Source organism: Nitritalea halalkaliphila LW7 (assembly GCF_000265075.1).
In the GTDB taxonomy this organism is placed as follows: Bacteria; Bacteroidota; Bacteroidia; order Cytophagales; family Cyclobacteriaceae; genus Nitritalea; species Nitritalea halalkaliphila.
This window is the reverse complement of sequence record NZ_AJYA01000009.1, coordinates 1-17,803: the sequence shown is the minus strand read 5'-3', so window position 1 is coordinate 17,803 and position 17,803 is coordinate 1. Positions and strand designations below refer to the sequence as shown.

Annotated in this window: 15 protein-coding genes and 3 pseudogenes; 14 read left to right on the top strand and 4 right to left on the bottom strand. The window is 48.6% G+C overall.

All coding sequences use genetic code 11. The features are described from left to right. Positions 1–111 precede the first annotated feature (111 nt). The 3 genes from msrA to A3SI_RS03600 are packed head-to-tail and all read right to left on the bottom strand — an operon-like array spanning position 112 to position 1,628. Positions 112–777 carry a peptide-methionine (S)-S-oxide reductase MsrA gene (msrA, locus tag A3SI_RS03610; protein ID WP_009053686.1) on the bottom strand — a complete coding sequence of 222 codons (666 nt, stop codon included), beginning with the start codon at positions 775–777 and terminating at the stop codon, positions 112–114. A gap of 45 nt (positions 778–822) precedes the next feature. Continuing rightward, positions 823–1,086, bottom strand: coding sequence for a DUF3253 domain-containing protein (locus A3SI_RS03605; RefSeq protein WP_009053685.1), 264 nt, complete (start codon positions 1,084–1,086; stop codon positions 823–825). Continuing rightward, positions 1,083–1,628 carry a class I SAM-dependent methyltransferase gene (locus tag A3SI_RS03600; RefSeq protein WP_040670051.1) on the bottom strand — a complete coding sequence of 182 codons (546 nt, stop codon included), beginning with the start codon at positions 1,626–1,628 and terminating at the stop codon, positions 1,083–1,085. The genes A3SI_RS03605 and A3SI_RS03600 overlap by 4 nt, the downstream gene beginning before the upstream one ends. Positions 1,629–2,031: 403 nt before the next feature. On the opposite strand from A3SI_RS03600, the gene A3SI_RS03595 reads away from it, so the two are divergent. The 14 genes and pseudogenes from A3SI_RS03595 to A3SI_RS03535 all read left to right on the top strand — a co-directional run bounded on the left by A3SI_RS03595 (position 2,032) and on the right by A3SI_RS03535 (position 17,179). Then, the gene (locus tag A3SI_RS03595; protein WP_238531577.1) at positions 2,032–3,600 is read left to right on the top strand and encodes an amidohydrolase family protein; all 1,569 of its coding nucleotides are present in this window, start codon (positions 2,032–2,034) and stop codon (positions 3,598–3,600) included. A gap of 10 nt (positions 3,601–3,610) precedes the next feature. Beyond that, positions 3,611–4,995: pseudogene (locus A3SI_RS03590) on the top strand (amidohydrolase). Positions 4,996–5,030: 35 nt separating this feature from the next. Further along, on the top strand, positions 5,031–6,314 hold the full coding sequence (locus tag A3SI_RS03585; RefSeq protein ID WP_009053682.1) for an amidohydrolase family protein: 1,284 nt from the start codon (positions 5,031–5,033) through the stop codon (positions 6,312–6,314). Positions 6,315–6,434: 120 nt separating this feature from the next. Further along, a complete protein-coding gene (locus A3SI_RS03580) occupies positions 6,435–6,833 on the top strand; it encodes a response regulator (protein ID WP_009053681.1) in 399 nt (132 codons plus the stop codon). Positions 6,834–6,964: 131 nt separating this feature from the next. Next, positions 6,965–8,576 (top strand): annotated as a pseudogene (locus tag A3SI_RS03575) (ABC-F family ATP-binding cassette domain-containing protein). A gap of 14 nt (positions 8,577–8,590) precedes the next feature. Continuing rightward, on the top strand, positions 8,591–9,973 hold the full coding sequence (locus tag A3SI_RS03570) for a sodium:solute symporter family protein (RefSeq protein ID WP_009053678.1): 1,383 nt from the start codon (positions 8,591–8,593) through the stop codon (positions 9,971–9,973). Next, entirely contained in the window at positions 9,970–11,037 is a 1,068-nt protein-coding gene (locus A3SI_RS03565) for a class I SAM-dependent rRNA methyltransferase (RefSeq protein WP_316929060.1), read from the top strand. The genes A3SI_RS03570 and A3SI_RS03565 overlap by 4 nt, the downstream gene beginning before the upstream one ends. A gap of 168 nt (positions 11,038–11,205) precedes the next feature. After that, positions 11,206–11,712, top strand: a complete 507-nt coding sequence (locus A3SI_RS03560; protein ID WP_009053677.1) for a dihydrofolate reductase — start codon at positions 11,206–11,208, stop codon at positions 11,710–11,712. Then, positions 11,709–12,494 (top strand): SDR family oxidoreductase, encoded by a 786-nt coding sequence (locus A3SI_RS03555; RefSeq protein ID WP_009053676.1) that lies wholly within the window; start codon positions 11,709–11,711, stop codon positions 12,492–12,494. Before A3SI_RS03560 ends, A3SI_RS03555 begins: the two co-directional genes overlap by 4 nt. A gap of 1 nt (position 12,495) precedes the next feature. Beyond that, positions 12,496–13,756: pseudogene (locus A3SI_RS03550) on the top strand (competence/damage-inducible protein A). A gap of 80 nt (positions 13,757–13,836) precedes the next feature. Beyond that, complete coding sequence (locus A3SI_RS03545) at positions 13,837–15,195, top strand: dihydrolipoamide acetyltransferase family protein (RefSeq protein WP_009053675.1); 1,359 nt, start codon at positions 13,837–13,839, stop codon at positions 15,193–15,195. Positions 15,196–15,592: 397 nt separating this feature from the next. Then, positions 15,593–16,195 (top strand): carbonic anhydrase, encoded by a 603-nt coding sequence (locus tag A3SI_RS19590; RefSeq protein WP_009053674.1) that lies wholly within the window; start codon positions 15,593–15,595, stop codon positions 16,193–16,195. Between the two features lie 23 nt (positions 16,196–16,218). Then, on the top strand, positions 16,219–16,365 hold the full coding sequence (locus A3SI_RS23105) for a hypothetical protein (protein WP_009053673.1): 147 nt from the start codon (positions 16,219–16,221) through the stop codon (positions 16,363–16,365). Positions 16,366–16,450: 85 nt separating this feature from the next. Then, on the top strand, positions 16,451–17,179 hold the full coding sequence (locus tag A3SI_RS03535; protein WP_009053672.1) for a DUF2490 domain-containing protein: 729 nt from the start codon (positions 16,451–16,453) through the stop codon (positions 17,177–17,179). Positions 17,180–17,249: 70 nt separating this feature from the next. Here the strand turns inward: A3SI_RS03535 and A3SI_RS03530 are convergent. Next, the coding region (locus A3SI_RS03530; RefSeq protein WP_009053671.1) for an ATP-binding response regulator at positions 17,250–17,803 on the bottom strand (554 nt) is incomplete at its 5' end.

Here is a 17,803-nt window from a genome sequence, read left to right as displayed (position 1 = left end):
TGTGTTTTCTTGTGCTTCCTTAGGCTGGCAGGCGAAGGCCAAACAGACTAGGAGAATCAGGCTACTTTTTTTCATGCTTACGATTTTTTGAATTGGGCTAAAGATACGGCTTTACTTTAATTTGTCCGCGAAGACTTCTCGGAATTTCTCCACCTTCGGTCGGATAACTACCTGACAGTAAGGCTGCGCGCCATTGTCTTTAAAGTAGTTTTGGTGGTAATCCTCAGCCACATAGAAATTCGTGAATGGCGTTACCTCCGTCACGATCGGATTCGGAAATGCCCCCGATTTATCTAGTGCCTGCTTGAGCTGCTCCGCCAGTGCGCGCTGCTCATCCGAATGGTAAAAGATCGCCGAGCGGTACTGCGGGCCTACGTCGGCACCTTGGCGATTTAAAGTAGTCGGATCATGGGTAGACCAGAATATTTCAAGCACCTCTTTAAAGGAAATCACTTCCGGGTCAAAGTAAAACTGAATGACCTCTGCATGCCCAGTGGTCGCGCTGGTCACTTGTCGGTAGGTAGGCTTTTCGACATGCCCACCACTGTATCCCGAGCGCACCTCATGCACGCCTTTGAGATCTTGATAAATCGCCTCTATGCACCAGAAGCAGCCGGAACCTAAGGTAGCTACTTCCATGCCTGCTGGCACTTGAACGTCTGTTTTTGGGAGCGCTGATGTTTGCATGGTTTTCGTTGCCGTTTTTTGGGCCGCAGCCCCAAAGGGATTTCCGAAGTAGACCAACAGAAACCCGATTAGAATGGACCAGTTTTTCATACTTAGTTTTTATGGGTAACATTTGCGCTAGCCAAAGAGTTTAGTCTAGCGCTTAGCGATTCGGATGGGGCCTTTCACGGGTTCATCTTTAGGAACGAGCTCTCCTGCCTGTAGGATGCGGACGACATCTTCTCGGTATAGCTCGAAGGCTGCTTCACGAACGACATCCATAAAATGGCGCCAGTCTTGGGGGAAAAGCCACCGGGCCACCTCGGAAGGACAGAAAGAAGCATCTCGTCCCCTTTTCTCTGCTAAAAAAACGATCGCCTCATGAACGATGCGCGCATTTATGCCGGCTTTTGTGCTCATGCTTGGCAAACCATGATAAAAGCAGGAGGAAAATTACGTAGCGTAAAAGAGGTGGAAATCTGCTTGAAATGCTTGGCAAACTGAAACCGCAGCAGATAAGAATAGCAAATCTGGATAAACTTACCCTGATGCTTGACTGCCGAGCGACTTTTCGCGTAAATCTGCTGGCGACTCTCTTTAGGGATCAGGCTAAACGGCAGGGAGGATAAGATGAGGTCTGCCCGTTTTCCACGCAGGTAGCGATCTAAATTTTCGGCGCTATCGCAAATGATCTTCACATTCTTCTGCGGAAATTCCAGCTTCATGTTGTCACAAAACTCCTTACTGATTTCGAATACCAGCAAGGTGGCATCCGGATCCATGCGCTCGATGATTCCTTTGGTGATACTGCCATCCCCGCCCCCCAGTTCGACGATTAGTTTCGCTCCTTTAAAATCTGCATAGGACAACATCTTGTCTACAAGCGCTTTTGAGCTAAACGTAATCGCTCCGGTGGTCCCTATGTTTGAATATAATTCCTTAAATAACTCTCTCTTTTCCATATAAATCCAATCACGCCAGCGTAAAAAAGGCGATTTTTTATTTTTTTCAGCTCATAAGGTACTGAAATAATTTGAATACTTCTCTTAACTAGAATGCCTTTTTAACCCCCGGTTTAGGCGCATTGTTTGGTCCGCAAAATCAGTTCCCTACAGGGAGCCCCAGTATTATTCCGCTGATGGACACTATTTTCCTTTCCTCCCATAATCAGGAATTGGCAACACAAAACAGTATTTGTGTGCAGGTTCTTTTCTTATCTTCATGCCTATTTAACTGTCAAATTACACCATAATTTAGAAAGAATGAGCAGGATTTCAACTGTTTTACTAGCATTTTTTTTTGTGCTTCCTTATAGGAGCCGAAGGAAATTTGCTGGCGCAAAGTGATCCTAGTGCAAAGCGGCGTGTGACGGCTTCCTACCTATTAAAAGGAGGATACGTGGTCACCGCTCCAGGCAGAAGCCCGGAGGCATTAGAGATTCACATTCATGAGGGGCTCATCGAGCAGGTGGGTAAAAACCTTAAAGTCCCGACGGGCACACAGACGCTTCAGCTAGACTCCCTCTATATTTATGCGGGCTTTCTGGATGCGGCTAGTTATGCTGGAGTCAGCACGCCACCTGCGGGGGAACGCCCATCGAACTTCGACTACACCTCACCTCCGGATGAGCTCGCTGGCATCAGCCCTTGGATGGATGTTACCGACTTCATGGACATGCGAAATCAAGCGATCAAGGATGCACGTAAGGCGGGCTTTACACTAGGCCACATGATCCCTCAGGGAGGCATGATGCCGGGAAAAAGTGCCTTAGTCGTATTCGGAGAAGAAGACCGCATCAATAGTGTTCGAAAAGAGGTCACCGCAGTGGCAAAATTTCGTGGTGCACGCGGCATGTACCCAGGAACTCCCCTCGGGGTGATGGCGAAATTCCGAGACTTATACAAAAATACAGAGCTTGCAGCACGCCATGAGCGCCTTTTTGCTAATGCCGGCAACATGCAGCGTCCCGAGGTGACCAAAACTCAGAGAGCGCTTTTCCCTGTCGTAGATCAGCAGCTTACAGTAGCTTTTCAGGTGAGTAATGACCTAGAGGCGCGGCGCGCGATGCGCTTACAAAAGGAGCTCGGCTTTAATCTTATGCTTCTGGGCGTAGATGATGTCGCTTACTTGGTGGACGAACTGAAAGCAGCGAAGATGCGAGTGGTTCTCAAGCCTGCCCTTCCGAAGGAGCCGAAAGCCGCCGGCGACGATGCCTCCGAAGAAGTACAGGCACGCCTCGATAAAGTTCAAGAGGCCTACACGCAAAAGGTAAAGCAGGCAGCCACCCTAGCGGATAATGGAATTCTCTTCGCCTTCGGCACTATGGAGACGAAGGCTGGCGAAGCGCTCCCAGCCATCCGCAAGATGGTAGCTGCAGGACTGAAAGAGGAGGCTGCACTGGCGGCACTCACGACGAATCCTGCACGCATGCTCGGCGTAGATAACTTCATCGGACGTATCGAAAAAGGGAAATTAGCTAACTTCACCATTAGCACTGCCCCTATTTTTTCGGAAGAAGCACAGATCAAACATGTAATTGCAGATGGCTTCGTATACGATTATGAGGTGAGCCAAAAGAAAAAGGCTTCCGGTAATGGACAAGCTGCCCCGGGCATAACAGGCGAATGGACCTACGAAAGCACGACTCCCGCTGGAAGTGGTGGAGGCACGATGACCATTAGCCGTGAAGGTGAAAGTTACTCCGGTACGATTACGTATGACGACCCTGCAGGCGGCGGAAAAGCCAGCGCCAGCATGCAAAACATCGAGTTTAACGAGGGCAAATTACGCTTTTCCTTCGATGTATCTGCCGCAGGGATGGAACTGCAAGTTCGCGTGAGCGGAGATGTGGCAGGCAGTAATTTTACCGGCACGATGAACATCGCTGATTTCGGCACTTTTCCGCTTAGCGCTGAAAAAAAACCAACGCTTTAATTTCACACAGATGTATCAAAAGTCATTTATACTCAGTATATGTTGCACGCTCTGGTCCTTTTGCGCTTTCGCGCAAACCCCAAAGGGAGACGTGCTCATTAAAAATGCGACTGTTCTGACGGTAACGCAGGGCACATTAGAAAACACGGACATCCTCGTAGAGAAAGGGATCATTCGCCGCATCGGGAAAGACCTGAGTGCGAGCAGTGGCGTTCAGGTGATCGATGCCACGGGAAAATATGTGATGCCTGGCATTATCGATGCCCATTCCCACGTGGCACTAGATGCCGTAAATGAGGCCACCTCTCCGATCACGTCGGAGGTGAAGATGGCCGATGTGGTCAATCCATTTGATATCGGTCTCTACCGTGCTTTAGCAGGCGGGGTGACCATTTCGCATGCCATGCACGGCTCAGCGAATGCGATCGGTGGAGAAAATATCACCTTAAAGCATCGCTATGGCACTTATAATCCTGAAGACCTCTTTATGCAGGATGCACCGAGGACCATTAAATTTGCCCTCGGCGAAAACCCAACGCGGGTACATGGTCGGGGGAACAACAAGCAGCCAAGGACCCGTATGGGCGTGGAAGCAGTGATTCGAAATGGGTTCAAGGAAGCACAGCAGTATCAAGCGCGCTGGAAAGCATACGAAGAAGCGCGAAAAGTGGCGGGCGCTAAGCTACCCCACCTGCCTACGACGAACGCTTGCAGACACTGGCCGATATCTTAGACGGCAAGGTCATCATCCACTGCCACTCCTATCGTGCAGATGAGATTTATATGTTGATTAAGGTTTGTCGTGAGTTTGATATCACCAACATCGTCTTCTCGCACGTAAACGAAGGCTTTAAGGTAGCTCCGGAACTCGCCGAATACACGATGGGTGCTTCTATTTTCGCGGACTGGTGGGCCTATAAGTTTGAAGTCTATTATTCCACGGCCTATAATGCTGCTATCCTGACTGAAAATGGGGTGATTACTTCCATTAATTCTGACTCGGGAGAGCTTATTCGCCACCTCTACCATGAAGCAGCGAAAGCACAGCGCTACGGAGAGCTTAGTGATGAGGAGACGCTGGCGCTGATCACGATAAACCCCGCTAAGCAGCTGGGCATCGCCGATAAAGTGGGCAGCATCGAGGTAGGCAAGCAGGGTGACCTGGTTATCTTCAATGCGCATCCCCTTTCGGTTTATGCGATCCCACAAATGACCTTTATCGATGGTAAAAAATATTTTGACATCCATGAGGATCCCAACGATATGCGCCTAAAAGTGAGTGCAGAAGATCGTGTAGAGCCGATTTTCTTAAAAGAGCATGACCATCGCTGCATGCATGGTGTGGATTTCTTTTTCACGAATTTTGGTAGAAATTTATTTGAACACGAACATTAAGTCCAGCGATTATGCGATTTATACGAATACTACTTATGAGTTTCGCCCTACTGACGCCTACCCTATTATGGGCGCAGTTTGATGGCGAGTTCGTCAAGCCTCGAAGTGGGCGCTTTTTATTACAAAATGGCACCGTGTACACCGTTAGTGGGCCTATTCTGAAGGATACCGATGTGCTTTTAGATGGCGGAAAGATTTTGGCCATAGGCCAAAACCTATCTACAGAAGGCGCAGAAGTCATCGACTGTAGCGGCCTGAGCATCTACCCGGGACTCGTGGATGGAGGTAGCCGCCTCGGACTAGTGGAGGTCGGCTCACTGGCCGAAACGCAGGATTACCAGGAAATCGGCGATGTCAAGCCGAACATGCAGGCGCTTACGGCGGTGAATCCGAACTCCGTGGCCATCCCTGTTACGCGTGTTAGTGGCGTGACTACTACCCTTGCCATGCCCTCTGGAGGTCTCTTTCCCGGAACGGCTGCATTAATTAATTTAAACGGGTATACGCCGGATCAAATGTACGCAGGTTTTAAAGGTGTGGTGCTGAACTTCCCTTCTTCGGCACGCCGTTCCACTTGGGATAGACGCTCGGACGAGGACATCAAGAAAGAAGCTGACCTCGCCCAGAAATCCTTAAATGAGGTGTGGGAAAAGGCTACGCTGTACCATGAGCTAACCGAAAAAGGGGCTACACTGACCTACTATCCAGAGATGGAGCATTTAGCGAAAGTGATCGCTGGTGAGCTCCCACTTTTAGTGGAGGCGAATGCTGCACAGGATATCCTCAATGCGATCGCATGGATCAAGGAGAAAAAGGTTCGTGCCATCCTAACCGGTGTGGCAGAAGGCTGGAGAGTGGCGGAAGAGATCGCGAAAAGTGGCTTACCTGTCATCACAGGGCCGATGCTTTCTATCCCGACACGGCAGTCGGATCGCTATGATGCCGCCTATACGAACCCTGGAAAGATGGCCAAAGCGGGTGTAAAAGTGGTGATTCGCTCAAACGATGCTGAAAATACGCGTAACCTGCCTTTTAATGCTGGTTTTGCTGCAGCCTATGGCATGGGTAAAGAGGAAGCGCTGAAGGCGGTCACACTAAATGCCGCTGAGGTATTCGGGGTAGATGACCGCATGGGTAGCATTCAGGAAGGCAAAGATGCTACCCTTTTGGTAGCTACCGGCGATCCTTTCGAGACCCGTTCTCAGATTCAACATGTGTTTATTCAGGGTTACCGTGTTCCGATGAGCAATAGACAAATCCGACTCTATCAGGAGTTTCTGGAGCGCTCACCGGGATTAGAAGCGCAAGGCACAAAATAAGTGAAAAGAAAAAAATGATAAGCCGCATGTATTTGCGGCTTTTTTTTTTCTACCTTGTTAAAAGAATCTTGGTTTTCCAAGCTCCCATCTGTCCAAAAGTTTAGCCACTAGAGTAAAACCATGAAATCCTTAAAAATCTTACTTGTTGAGGATGACCGCGTAACCCAAGTAATCGGTAAAAATTACTTGGAAAAGTACCGTGACTGTTTCGATGAGCTGATCATAAAAGAAAATGGTGCCGAAGCTTGGGATTTTTTAAATCGAGGGCTATTAGGGGGAAGTTTGCCAGGATTAATCATCTTGGATATTAATATGCCCATTATGGATGGCTGGGAATTGCTCATGAATATGCAGGATGTACCGGCATTTGCTGAAATTCCAGTCTGCATGCTCAGTAGTTCCGTGGATCCACTCGATATCACGCGCTCGACGAGTTTTCAGCAGGTCAAACATTATTTCACCAAACCGTTAAAGCAGCAGGATATACCTAAGCTGCTCGAGTTTTTAGAGACAGAGTAATTGACACCTTTTTTAACTTTACTTATCCACGATAGCTTCTACTCGAAGGCATAATGAACCTTCCTAAGATGATTTTTGATTCCTGATCGTTTTTGCCGTACATTTGCAGTCTTAAAGACTAATTTGAACGTATGATCTCTGTTGATAATCTTTCCTTAAAGTTTGGAAAACGCACACTTTTTGACGAAGTCAATGTAAAATTCACGCCGGGCAACTGTTACGGGGTGATCGGGGCTAATGGTGCAGGAAAATCCACCTTTTTAAAGATTTTATCGGGAGAAATCGACAGTACCAGCGGGCAGATTTCGATTACCCCTGGGCAGCGTATGGCGGTGCTCAAGCAGAATCACTTTGAGTTCGACGAGGTAGAAGTGTTGAAAACGGTGATCATGGGCCATAAAAAGCTGTATGCCATTATGGAAGAAAAAGATGCCATTTACATGAAGGCAGATTTTTCAGAAGAAGATGGTATTCGTGCTTCTGAGCTCGAAGGCGAGTTCGCTGAGATGGACGGCTGGAACGCAGAATCAGATGCTGCGGCCCTCCTGAGTGGTCTTGGAATATCGGAGGAGCTCCATTATGAGCAGATGAAAAATTTAGCTGGTAACCAAAAGGTGCGTGTGCTTCTCGCACAAGCGCTTTTCGGAAATCCAGACATCCTCATCCTCGATGAGCCTACGAATGACTTGGATGCAGAGACCATCAAATGGCTAGAAGACTTTTTAGTTAATTTTAAAAACTTAGTGATTGTGGTGTCTCACGACCGTCACTTCCTCGATGAAGTTGCCACGCATATCGTCGATATCGATTTTGCTAAGATTCGTATTTATTCGGGTAACTATACGTTCTGGTACGAATCTTCCCAGCTCGCAGCCAAACAGCGCTCTGATCAGAATAAGAAGGTAGAAGAAAAACGTAAAGAGCTACAGGAGTTTATCATGCGTTTCTCGGCGAACGTGGCCAAGTCCAAGCAGCGACCGCGCGAAAGAAGATGCTCGAAAAACTGAATGTAGACGATATACAACCTTCTACACGAAAATACCCCGGTATCCAGTTCAAGCAGGAGCGTGAAGCGGGTGACCAGCTTTTTATGTCAGAAGCGCTCGAATTACGTGAAGCGGGAACTACCTACTTCACCGATGTGAACCTCATGGTCGAAAAGGGGGATAAAATTGCCTTTATTTCGAAAACCAAGCAGGCAGTCACGAAATTCTTCCAAACGATTATGGGAGACCTGAATGCCCATTCCGGTAGTTTTAAGTGGGGTGTCACCATCCAAAAAGCCTACCTTCCTAATGATAATTCCGAGTTTTTTAAGAGCGATCTGAATCTTATCGACTGGCTCTCCCAGTTTAGCAGTAACCAAGAAGAAGCCTATGTACGTACCTTTCTGGGCCGCATGCTCTTTACAGGAGAAGAGACGCTGAAAAAAGCTTCTGTCCTTTCTGGAGGAGAAAAGGTACGCTGCATGGTTTCCAAGATGATGCTCCAAAACCCCAATTTTCTCATCCTCGATGAGCCCACCAACCACTTGGACCTCGAAAGTATCACGGCCTTCAATAACGCCATCATTGAATTCGGTGGCACCGTATTCCTTTCCTCCTATGACCACGCATTCGTCACTTCTTCTGCGAACCGGATCATCGAATTCACACCGAAGGCACAATCGACCGCAGGATGAACTACGACGATTATTTAGAAAGTGAGGAAATCAAAGCCCTGCGGGCCAGTATGTACAGCTAAGGGAAAAGGGGGAATTGTTACTAGCAGCGATTACTGTTTACATCGCGTTAACACTGGGCGTGGGCGCTTACACGGCACGCTTTGTGAAACGCTCGAAGGATTTTGTATTAGCAGGCAGACAACTGCCTGTTTTTCTCTCTTCTGCAGCACTTTTTGCTACCTGGTTTGGCTCCGAAACGATTTTTGGTGCCTCTTCTGAGTACTTAGAGCATGGGCTACAAGGGGTCATCGAAGACCCTTTCGGAGGCGCCCTGTGTCTCATTTTATTCGGGCTCTTCTACCTCAGACCCATGTACAAAATGGACGTGCTGACCATCGGAGCCGTCTATAAAAAGCTCTTTGGCCCCAGAATCGAACTGCTGGCCTCCCTCTTCATGATACCTGCCTACTTCGGCTACGTGGCGGCACAACTCGTCGCCATGGCACTGATATTCAGCAGCATCACTGACTTCACCTTAGCAGAAGGGGTTCTCATCGGTGCGGTCATCGTCGTGGTGTACACCTATATGGGTGGCATGTGGGCCATTTCCATTACCGACTTTATCCAAACCTCCCTGATCATCATCGGCCTGGCATGGGTAGCCTACACGGTAGCGGCAGATGCCGGGGGTGTCGGCGTCATTCTGGACAGCGCACCAGAAGGTAGTTTTCAGGTCCTTCCCGATTCGAATCCTGTCTCATGGCTGAATTACCTCGGTGCCTGGATGATTTTAGGCCTCGGATCTATTCCCTCCCAAGATATCTACCAGCGCGTGATGTCTTCGAAAAGTGAGCGCGTAGCCTTTCAGTCCACCCTCATCGCTGGGAGCATGTACCTAACACTGGGACTTTTGCCTTTATTTATTGCTCTAGGAGCTAAATACCTGTATCCAGAACTTTATCTGGAAGATAAGCAGTTTTTACTGCCTTCCATGGTACTTAACCATAGCAGTCTTTTCGTCCAAATCCTCTTTTTCGGCGCACTCCTCTCAGCCATCATGAGTACCACTAGCTCCGGACTGCTAGCCCCCGCAGCGGTTATAGGGGAAAATATTATTCGCCCCATCTGGGGCAAAAACTGGAGCGACCGCCGCTTTCTTTGGGCCCTGCGCCTCAGCATTGTGGGTGTCGCCATCGTAGCGATCGCACTGGCACTTTATAAGGCTAATATCTACGAACTGGTAGCAGACGCCTCCATCCTCCTGCTGGTCTCCCTCTTCGTTCCCCTGACCGCTGGCTTGTACTGGAAGGGTGCCCGCGAAAGAGGCGCCTACTGGTCTATCATCGGTGGCATGATCGCTTACTTGATTTTATTACAAGTGCCCCTTCCTATCTATGCCCATATCCCCGCACTCGGTGTCAGTATACTCGGTATGCTAATCGGCAGCTGGACAGCCCCTAAACAAACAGAATCATGAGTACCTATCCCATTCTCCGCCTAAAAAAAGGCAAAGAAATCTCCCTGAGCAGAAGACATCACTGGATATTTTCTGGCGCCATACTCTCTGATGTAGAGCAGCTGCACTCCGGTAGTCTCGTTACCGTGGCGGACGCCTCCGGCAAGGCTTTGGCCACAGGCCACTTCCAATTCGGCTCCATCATGGTGCGCCTGCTGAGTTTTAGTCCAAGAGAAATCAATCAGGATTTTTGGGTAGAAAAACTCTCCGAAGCCTGGCAGCTGCGGCGGGAATTGGGCTTAGTGGGCGGTACCGCTACCAACCTCTTCCGCTGGGTGCACGGCGAAGGAGATGGCCTCCCTGGACTGATCATCGATGTTTTCGATCAAGTAGCCGTCATCCAGACACACCATGTAGGCATGCATGCCCATGTAGCGGAAATCGCTGAAGCCATTCGCCAAGTGGCGGGTGACAGCATTCAGGCGGTTTACGATAAAAGTAAGGAAACACTTCCCTCCGATTATGCCTGCACGAATGGCTGGCTATGGGGAGCAAAACAGCATTTTACCGCCTTGGAGCACGGAATTCGCTATGCCATCGATGTGGAAAAAGGCCAAAAAACGGGTTTTTTCATCGACCAAAGAGAAAATAGAGCCCTGCTCGGCAGCCTGGCGGCAGGAAAACGCGTGCTCAACACCTTTTCGTATTCGGGAGGGTTTTCGCTGGCGGCACTAAAAGGAGGAGCCACGAAGGTCTGTTCCGTGGATATTTCCGCACAAGCCATCCAGCTGGTGAATGAAAATATCGCCTTAAACCCAGAGTTACAAGGTGCGCATGAAGCTATTACTGCCGATGTCATTCCCTATTTAAAAGAAATTCAGGCTGAGGATTTCGATATCATCGTGCTGGATCCCCCCGCCTTTGCGAAAAATATCAAGGCACGCCACCGGGCCGTCCAAGCCTATAAACGCTTAAATGCCACAGCACTGCGTAAAATCAAGCCCGGAGGCTGCTGTTTACCTTTAGCTGCTCGCAGGTCGTGGACAAGGCCCTCTTTACCCATACCATCACCGCGGCAGCCCTAGAGGCCGGTCGCACAGTGCGCATTCTAAAACATGTAGAACAGCCCGGAGACCATCCCGTAAACATTTTCCACCAGGAAACCAGTTATCTGAAAGGCTTGCTCCTTTATGTGAGTTAAGCACAAAAGGATTTGTTCCCTAAAAGGAAAGTGGTATTTTTAAAAAAAAGTTGTGGAGATACGTATCATCGTGGCAGCCGCTCGCAATCAGGCCATCGGGCTGAAGAGCGGGATGCCTTGGAAGCTTTCGGAAGATTTAAAGCGCTTTAAGGCCCTGACGATGGGGCACTGGATGCTCATGGGTCGAAAAACCTATGACAGCCTAGGCCGTCCACTACCGGGCAGGATATCCGCGGTCATTACCCGGAACACCTCCTTTACTTTGCCCGAAGGGCATCAGGTCTTTCATAGTCTGGAAGAAGCCCTCTCAGGGGCCGAGGCCGCTGGCCAAACGTGCGTTTTCCTCATCGGTGGTGGAGAAATTTACCGGCAAGGCTTGCCCTACGCCACGCATCTAGAGCTCACAGAGATAGACGCCGAGCCTGAAGCGGATACCTTCTTCCCGGCATTCCCGGAAGCAGAATGGCAGGAAACAGCGGCGAGCCCCTGGTACCCAGCAGATGAGTGTCACAGCTATCCCTATCGGTTTCGTACCTTGGTTCGAAGAAAAAAAACATGAAAAAACCCGTAGCCTGGATCACTGGCGCCTCCTCCGGCATAGGAGAAGCATTAGCCTACACCCTTAACTTAAAGGGGTATCGCCTCATCCTATCCGCCAGAAATGAAGCCGCCCTAAACCGAGTCGCCGCTCAGTGCAGCTCCCCAGAAGAAGTTCAGATACTCCCCTTAGACTTGGCCAAGACCAGTCTTGCGGCACACTATGTCGAACAGGCCCTTGGCTTTTTCGGGCAAATCGATCTGCTGGTTAATAATGGGGGGATCAGCCAGCGTTCTCTGGTGGAAGAAACGGAACTGGAAGTGGACCGCCGCATCATGGAGGTTAATTATTTCGGAACCATCGCCCTCACGAAGGCCCTCCTCCCCCATTTCATGGAGCGCCGCAGCGGGCACATTGCTACGGTGAGTAGCCTGGTAGGAAAATTCGGAACCCCCTATCGCTCTGCCTACGCCGCCTCCAAGCATGCACTCCATGGCTTTTTCGACTCCCTACGCGCCGAGCTGCACCCGCATCCGATTCATGTCACGCTGATCTGTCCCGGCTTTATCCATACACAGGTTTCAGTGAACGCCCTCACGGGCAAAGGCCAGCAGCTTGGCCAAATGGACGAGGCCCAAGCGAATGGCATGTCCGCAGCGGCCTGTGCTGCAGCCATCGCAAGCGCCATTCGAAAGAAAAAACAAGAAGTCACGATAGGCGGAAAAGAGCGCTTTGGTGTCCTGCTAAAACGCTTTTTCCCTGGCCTTTTCTCCAAATTAATTACCCGAACACGGGTCAGATAATATGGCATACCAAGAAGTCAGTGCAGCCATCATCGCTGTAGGAGATGAATTACTTTACGGACAAATCGTAGACACCAACAGTCAGTGGATCAGCCAAAACCTAGATCGCATCGGCGTGCGCGTAGTCCTTCGCCTGACCGTAGGAGATAATAAAACGGATATGCTGGCTGCCTTTCGGCAGGCGGAAGCGCGGGCAGATGTGGTTCTCATCACTGGGGGATTAGGCCCCACAAATGACGATCTGACCAAGCCCCTGCTCGCCGAGTATTTTGGCAGCAAGTTGGCCTTGGTACCAGAGGCCCTAGAGTCCGTCCGGCAGTTTTTCGAAAAGCGCGGCCGTCCTCTCACGCGCCTAAATGAGCTTCAAGCGCATCTGCCCACTAACTGCCGCTATGTAGAGAATAGCATGGGCACAGCGCCGGGCATGTGGTTCCACGAGCGGGACACGTACTGGATGTCGATGCCGGGGGTTCCTTACGAGATGAAACACCTAATGGAAAGTTTCGTGCTACCGGAATTAAAAAAATGCTTTCGACTGCCCATGATCTACCATAAGGTCATCAAGACAGTAGGCATCGGGGAAAGTTGGCTGGCAGAGGTTTTACAAGACTGGGAAGCTGCCTTGCTGCGCACATTAAACTGGCCTATTTACCTTCACTGGGGCATGTCAAGCTGCGCCTATCGGCTTTCGGCGAGGAACAAGACAGCTTGGTGCATGATGTCAGTGAGCAGATCGAAGCGGCTCTACACTTATAGGCAAGTATATCTACGGATATGACGACGATAGCCTATCGGAGGCTGTGGGCCGACTTTTACGGCAGCAGAAGAAAACAGTCGCCCTGGCGGAAAGTTGTAGTGGTGGCTATATCGCCCACATGCTCACCGAGATTCCTGGGGCTTCCGCCTATTTCGAGGGGGGCATTATCCCGTACCATAACCGGCATAAGGCAGGTCTACTCGATGTATCCGAGGAGGTGCTGGCGCAAAAGGGTGCCGTAAGCGAAGAAACCGTGGCTCAGATGGCGGAAGGTGTGCGAAGACAGTTCGGTGCCAGCATCGGTTTATCCAGCAGTGGTATCGCTGGCCCTTCTGGTGGCTGGGCCGAAAAGCCTGTGGGCACCGTTTGGATCGCCTGCGCAACAGAAAAGGGCGTTCGGACGAAAAAACTGCAGCTGACAGCCGATCGAGGGCTGAATATTCGGCTAACAGGGATTTCGGTATTGAATTTGCTCCGGCAGGAGCTGGCAAATATTTCAGAATAAAAATTTTATTTTCGATTTTGAAAAGCCCAAAATAAAATATAATTTTATAAGTCAGAAATAAACCCAATTAAATAAAGACTATGGCAACGATAGAAATGGTGATGCCCAAGATGGGTGAGAGTATTATAGAGGGGACCATCCTAACCTGGTTAAAGCAGGAAGGGGATACCATCGAGCAAGATGAGTCGGTTTTAGAGGTCGCCACAGATAAAGTAGATACAGAGGTACCGGCCATAGAGGGCGGTATTTTAAAGAAGATATTAGTAAAAGAAGGTGATGTCGTGGCGGTGGGGGCACCGATCGCGCTCATCGAGACGGATGCGGCGGCTGTAGATACCCCGGCTTCTTCTCAGCCAGCAGCAGAGACCGCAGCAGTGGCACAGACTACGGTAGCCCCGGCGCTTACAGAAAGCTTGGTGGCAGCGAGCGCTGCGCCTGCAGAAGCCGTTTCTGATGAGCGTTTTTATAGCCCGCTTGTGCAGAGTATTGCGAAGGAAGAGGGGATTGGTGCTGCCGAATTAGCGGGCATTCCGGGTACAGGAAAAGACGGACGTGTAACGAAAAACGACATGCTGGCCTACTTGAAAAAGCGCGGTGAGGCACCTGCACAGCCTTCAGCACCAGCAGCAGCGCCGGCTCCAGCGGCCGAGAGCCCAGCAGCTGCAGCGCCAGTGACAGCGAGTGCAGCAGCGAGCCCAGCGCCCAAGCCACAGCCTGTGAGCATCAGTGCTGGAGATGAAATCATCGAAATGGACCGCATGCGTAAGATGATTGCACAGCGAATGGTAGACTCCAAGCGTATTTCACCACATGTAACCTCATTCGTGGAAGCAGATGTGACGAACATCGTCCTTTGGAGAAATAAGGTGAAAGATGCCTACAAGAAGCGTGAAGGGGAATCTCTAACCTTCACCCCGTTTTTCGTGGAGGCGGTCGCAAAAGCCATTAAAGACTTCCCGATGATCAACATCTCTGTGGATGGCGAGCGGATCATCAAGAAGCGGGATATCAATATTGGTATAGCCGTAGCACTTCCTTCAGGAAACTTAATCGTTCCGATCATTAAACAGGCAGATCAGTACAATTTAAGCGGCTTATCAAAAAAGGTAAACGATTTAGCAGTACGTGCCAGAAATAATAAACTGAGCCCAGATGAGCTTGCTGGAGGTACGTATACGATTTCAAACGTAGGTTCTTTTGGAAATGTAATGGGTACACCGATCATTCCACAGCCACAAGTTGCGATATTAGCGGTCGGTGCGATCACGAAAAAGCCTGCCGTAATCGAAACGCCTACGGGAGACGTCATCGCTATCCGTCATAAAATGTTCCTTTCTCATTCTTATGACCACCGTGTCGTCGATGGTTCTTTAGGGGGCATGTTTGTGCGCCGCGTGGCAGACTATCTGGAGGCATTCGACAGCAACATGCAGCTGTAACGAGGAAAAATATAAATTGAGTCCTAAGGAGAGTGCTTTTATACAAAAGCGCTCTTTTTTTATTTTATATGAAAGCCTATAAAATAAGGCTTAATTTTTAATAACCCTATTTATCAGATGGACTAATTATTTACGGTAGGAAATACTTTCTTTGTTCTACAGATAATACATACACTCATTACAAGTATCACTTTATTCATTTACTTTTTTACGCTTTACATACACTTTAAAAATTATTACAAATCCAGATTTTAAACGTTTATCACCAAAACAGGACGAAGCCTTACGTTTAGAACAACTCTCTAAAAACTTGACCGTATAACCAAGGAATTAAATCCAATTATATGTTTACAAGAAAAAACAATCTTTTCAGGCTATTAAACGTCACCCTGTTTACATGCCTGCTCACTGTATTAACAGGAGACTAGCTTTAGCGCAGCGCGATGGTCAAGCTGCCAAGAAAGAGAAGGAAGCACTGTATGCGGACCCTCAGTGGAGAAAGGACAACTACATCATCAACCGTGATTCTGCGGGTGCTAATCCTTACTTTGCGCTACAGAAGTTGATGTGGGGGAACAAGCGTTTTGTGGAGGGTAAAAGTATCCACCCAAGACAGGATGCGGATGTAATCAACACGCTTTCTAAAGGTCAGGCACCATTCGCAACTATCGTGGGCTGCAGTGACTCTCGTGTATCTGCTGAAATCTTGTTTGATCAAGGTTTCGGTGACCTTTTCGTGACACGTACTGCAGGCCAAGTAATGGCACAGGCTTCTTACGGAACCATCGAATTCGCTTCTGGAGTTTTAGGTACGAAGTTAATTGTAGTATTAGGTCATTCTTACTGCGGTGCAGTAGATGCAGCGATTAAACTTCCTGAGAACCCCCCTGGTCACGTAGTAACTTTAATTAACAGCATTAAGCCAGCTACAAAACGTTACTTCGGCATTAGCGAAAACCTACTTGATTTTGCTGTAAAGCAAACGTTATCAACCAAGTAAACGAATTACGTGAACTAGAGCCTATGCTTTCCCGTATGTACTACAATGGTGATATTGTTATCATCGGTGCAGTGTATGATCTAGAATCCGGAAAAGTAGAATTCTTGGAAGAGACATTGACAGACCTACCGGCATCGAAATTCTCTAAAAGAGACATCATGGGTCTTTAATATACATTTACCTTATAGCGTCACTCTTTAATTGGAGTGACGCTTCTTTATGCTTCTATAATCCTAATTTCATCTACAAGCCCGTATGAAAAAACACATTTTACGTTTGCTTTGCTTTGCGCTTCTCTTCTTCGCAGGAGAGCGAACTGTCTACAGTCAAGTTCCAGAAACTGGTAACTGGTTGATTTATTTCGGTAATCAAAACTTCGGAAACAATAAGTGGGTATTCCACAACGAAATCCAGTACCGTAATTATAACTTCGTCGGAAATACGGAACAGCTTCTAATCCGTACGGGTGTTGGTCGTTACCTCACTGAAAATAATAATATTCTTTCGGCAGGCTATGCCTTTATCCATACCCGTCCTCTAGGCGAAATGGATGGAATCCTAGATGTGGTAGAAGACCGAGCCTTCGATGAACACCGTATTTGGCAACAGTTTTGGAGTCGGCAAAATGTAGGCCGATTGGTCCTGATTCATCGCTACCGCTTCGAGCAGCGCTTCTTCGGGAATGATGATTTCAGAATGAGATACCGCTACTTCTTAGGTGCGAATTTCCCGCTAAATAAAAACCGAATGGGAGAAGACACATGGTATTTATCTGCTTATAACGAGATATTCTTAAACTCTAACCAAGATGACAATCCTGCCATATTCGACCGTAATCGACTTTACGGAGCAATCGGTTATCAGACCAGTCCTCGTCTTCGTTTTGAGGTAGGCTTTATGCGCCAAAGTACAAATAATCCACTCTTTACGCGTAATCAGCTGCAGTTCGTTATCTTCAACAACCTTCCTTTCGGTCAGCGATAACATTTCATTCCAGTTTGCCCATAAAAGGCAAGGTTAATTAAACGTGCATTACAAGTAGGAGAGCAGTGTTTCATGAGCTAACTCCTAATTGTAATGCTCTTTCTTTAAGCAGTTTAGCGATTTGATCGGCACGAACTGGTTTGGATAGATACGTATGCATGCCTGCCTTATAGGCCTTTTCTATATCCTCGGTAAAGGCATTGGCCGAGAGGCCAATGATAAAGGTGTCAGGAGCTAAGTCCTCTTCTATTATTTTTTCCGTCGCCTTCAGTCCATTCATTCGCGGCATCTGAATGTCCATAAAAATAACATCATACGCATTTTCTGTTACTTTTTCTATCGCCTCTAGTCCATCACGTGCAGTATCGAAGGGGTAGCCGAGCTGGTCCATGAGTAGCCGCATGTATTTTATATTAATCTCATTATCCTCCACGACGAGTAAACGCAGTGGATATTTTTCCGCCATATCCGTAAAATCCGTTTCCTCTGTAGTGCTAGGCACATCTATTCGTGTATAGGTCTCCTCTGCGGCTGCCTGAGCAAAGATGCTGAACATAAACACAGACCCTTTTCCCAGTTCACTTTTAATTTCTAAGTCACCGCCCATTAGTTCGATCAAACGCT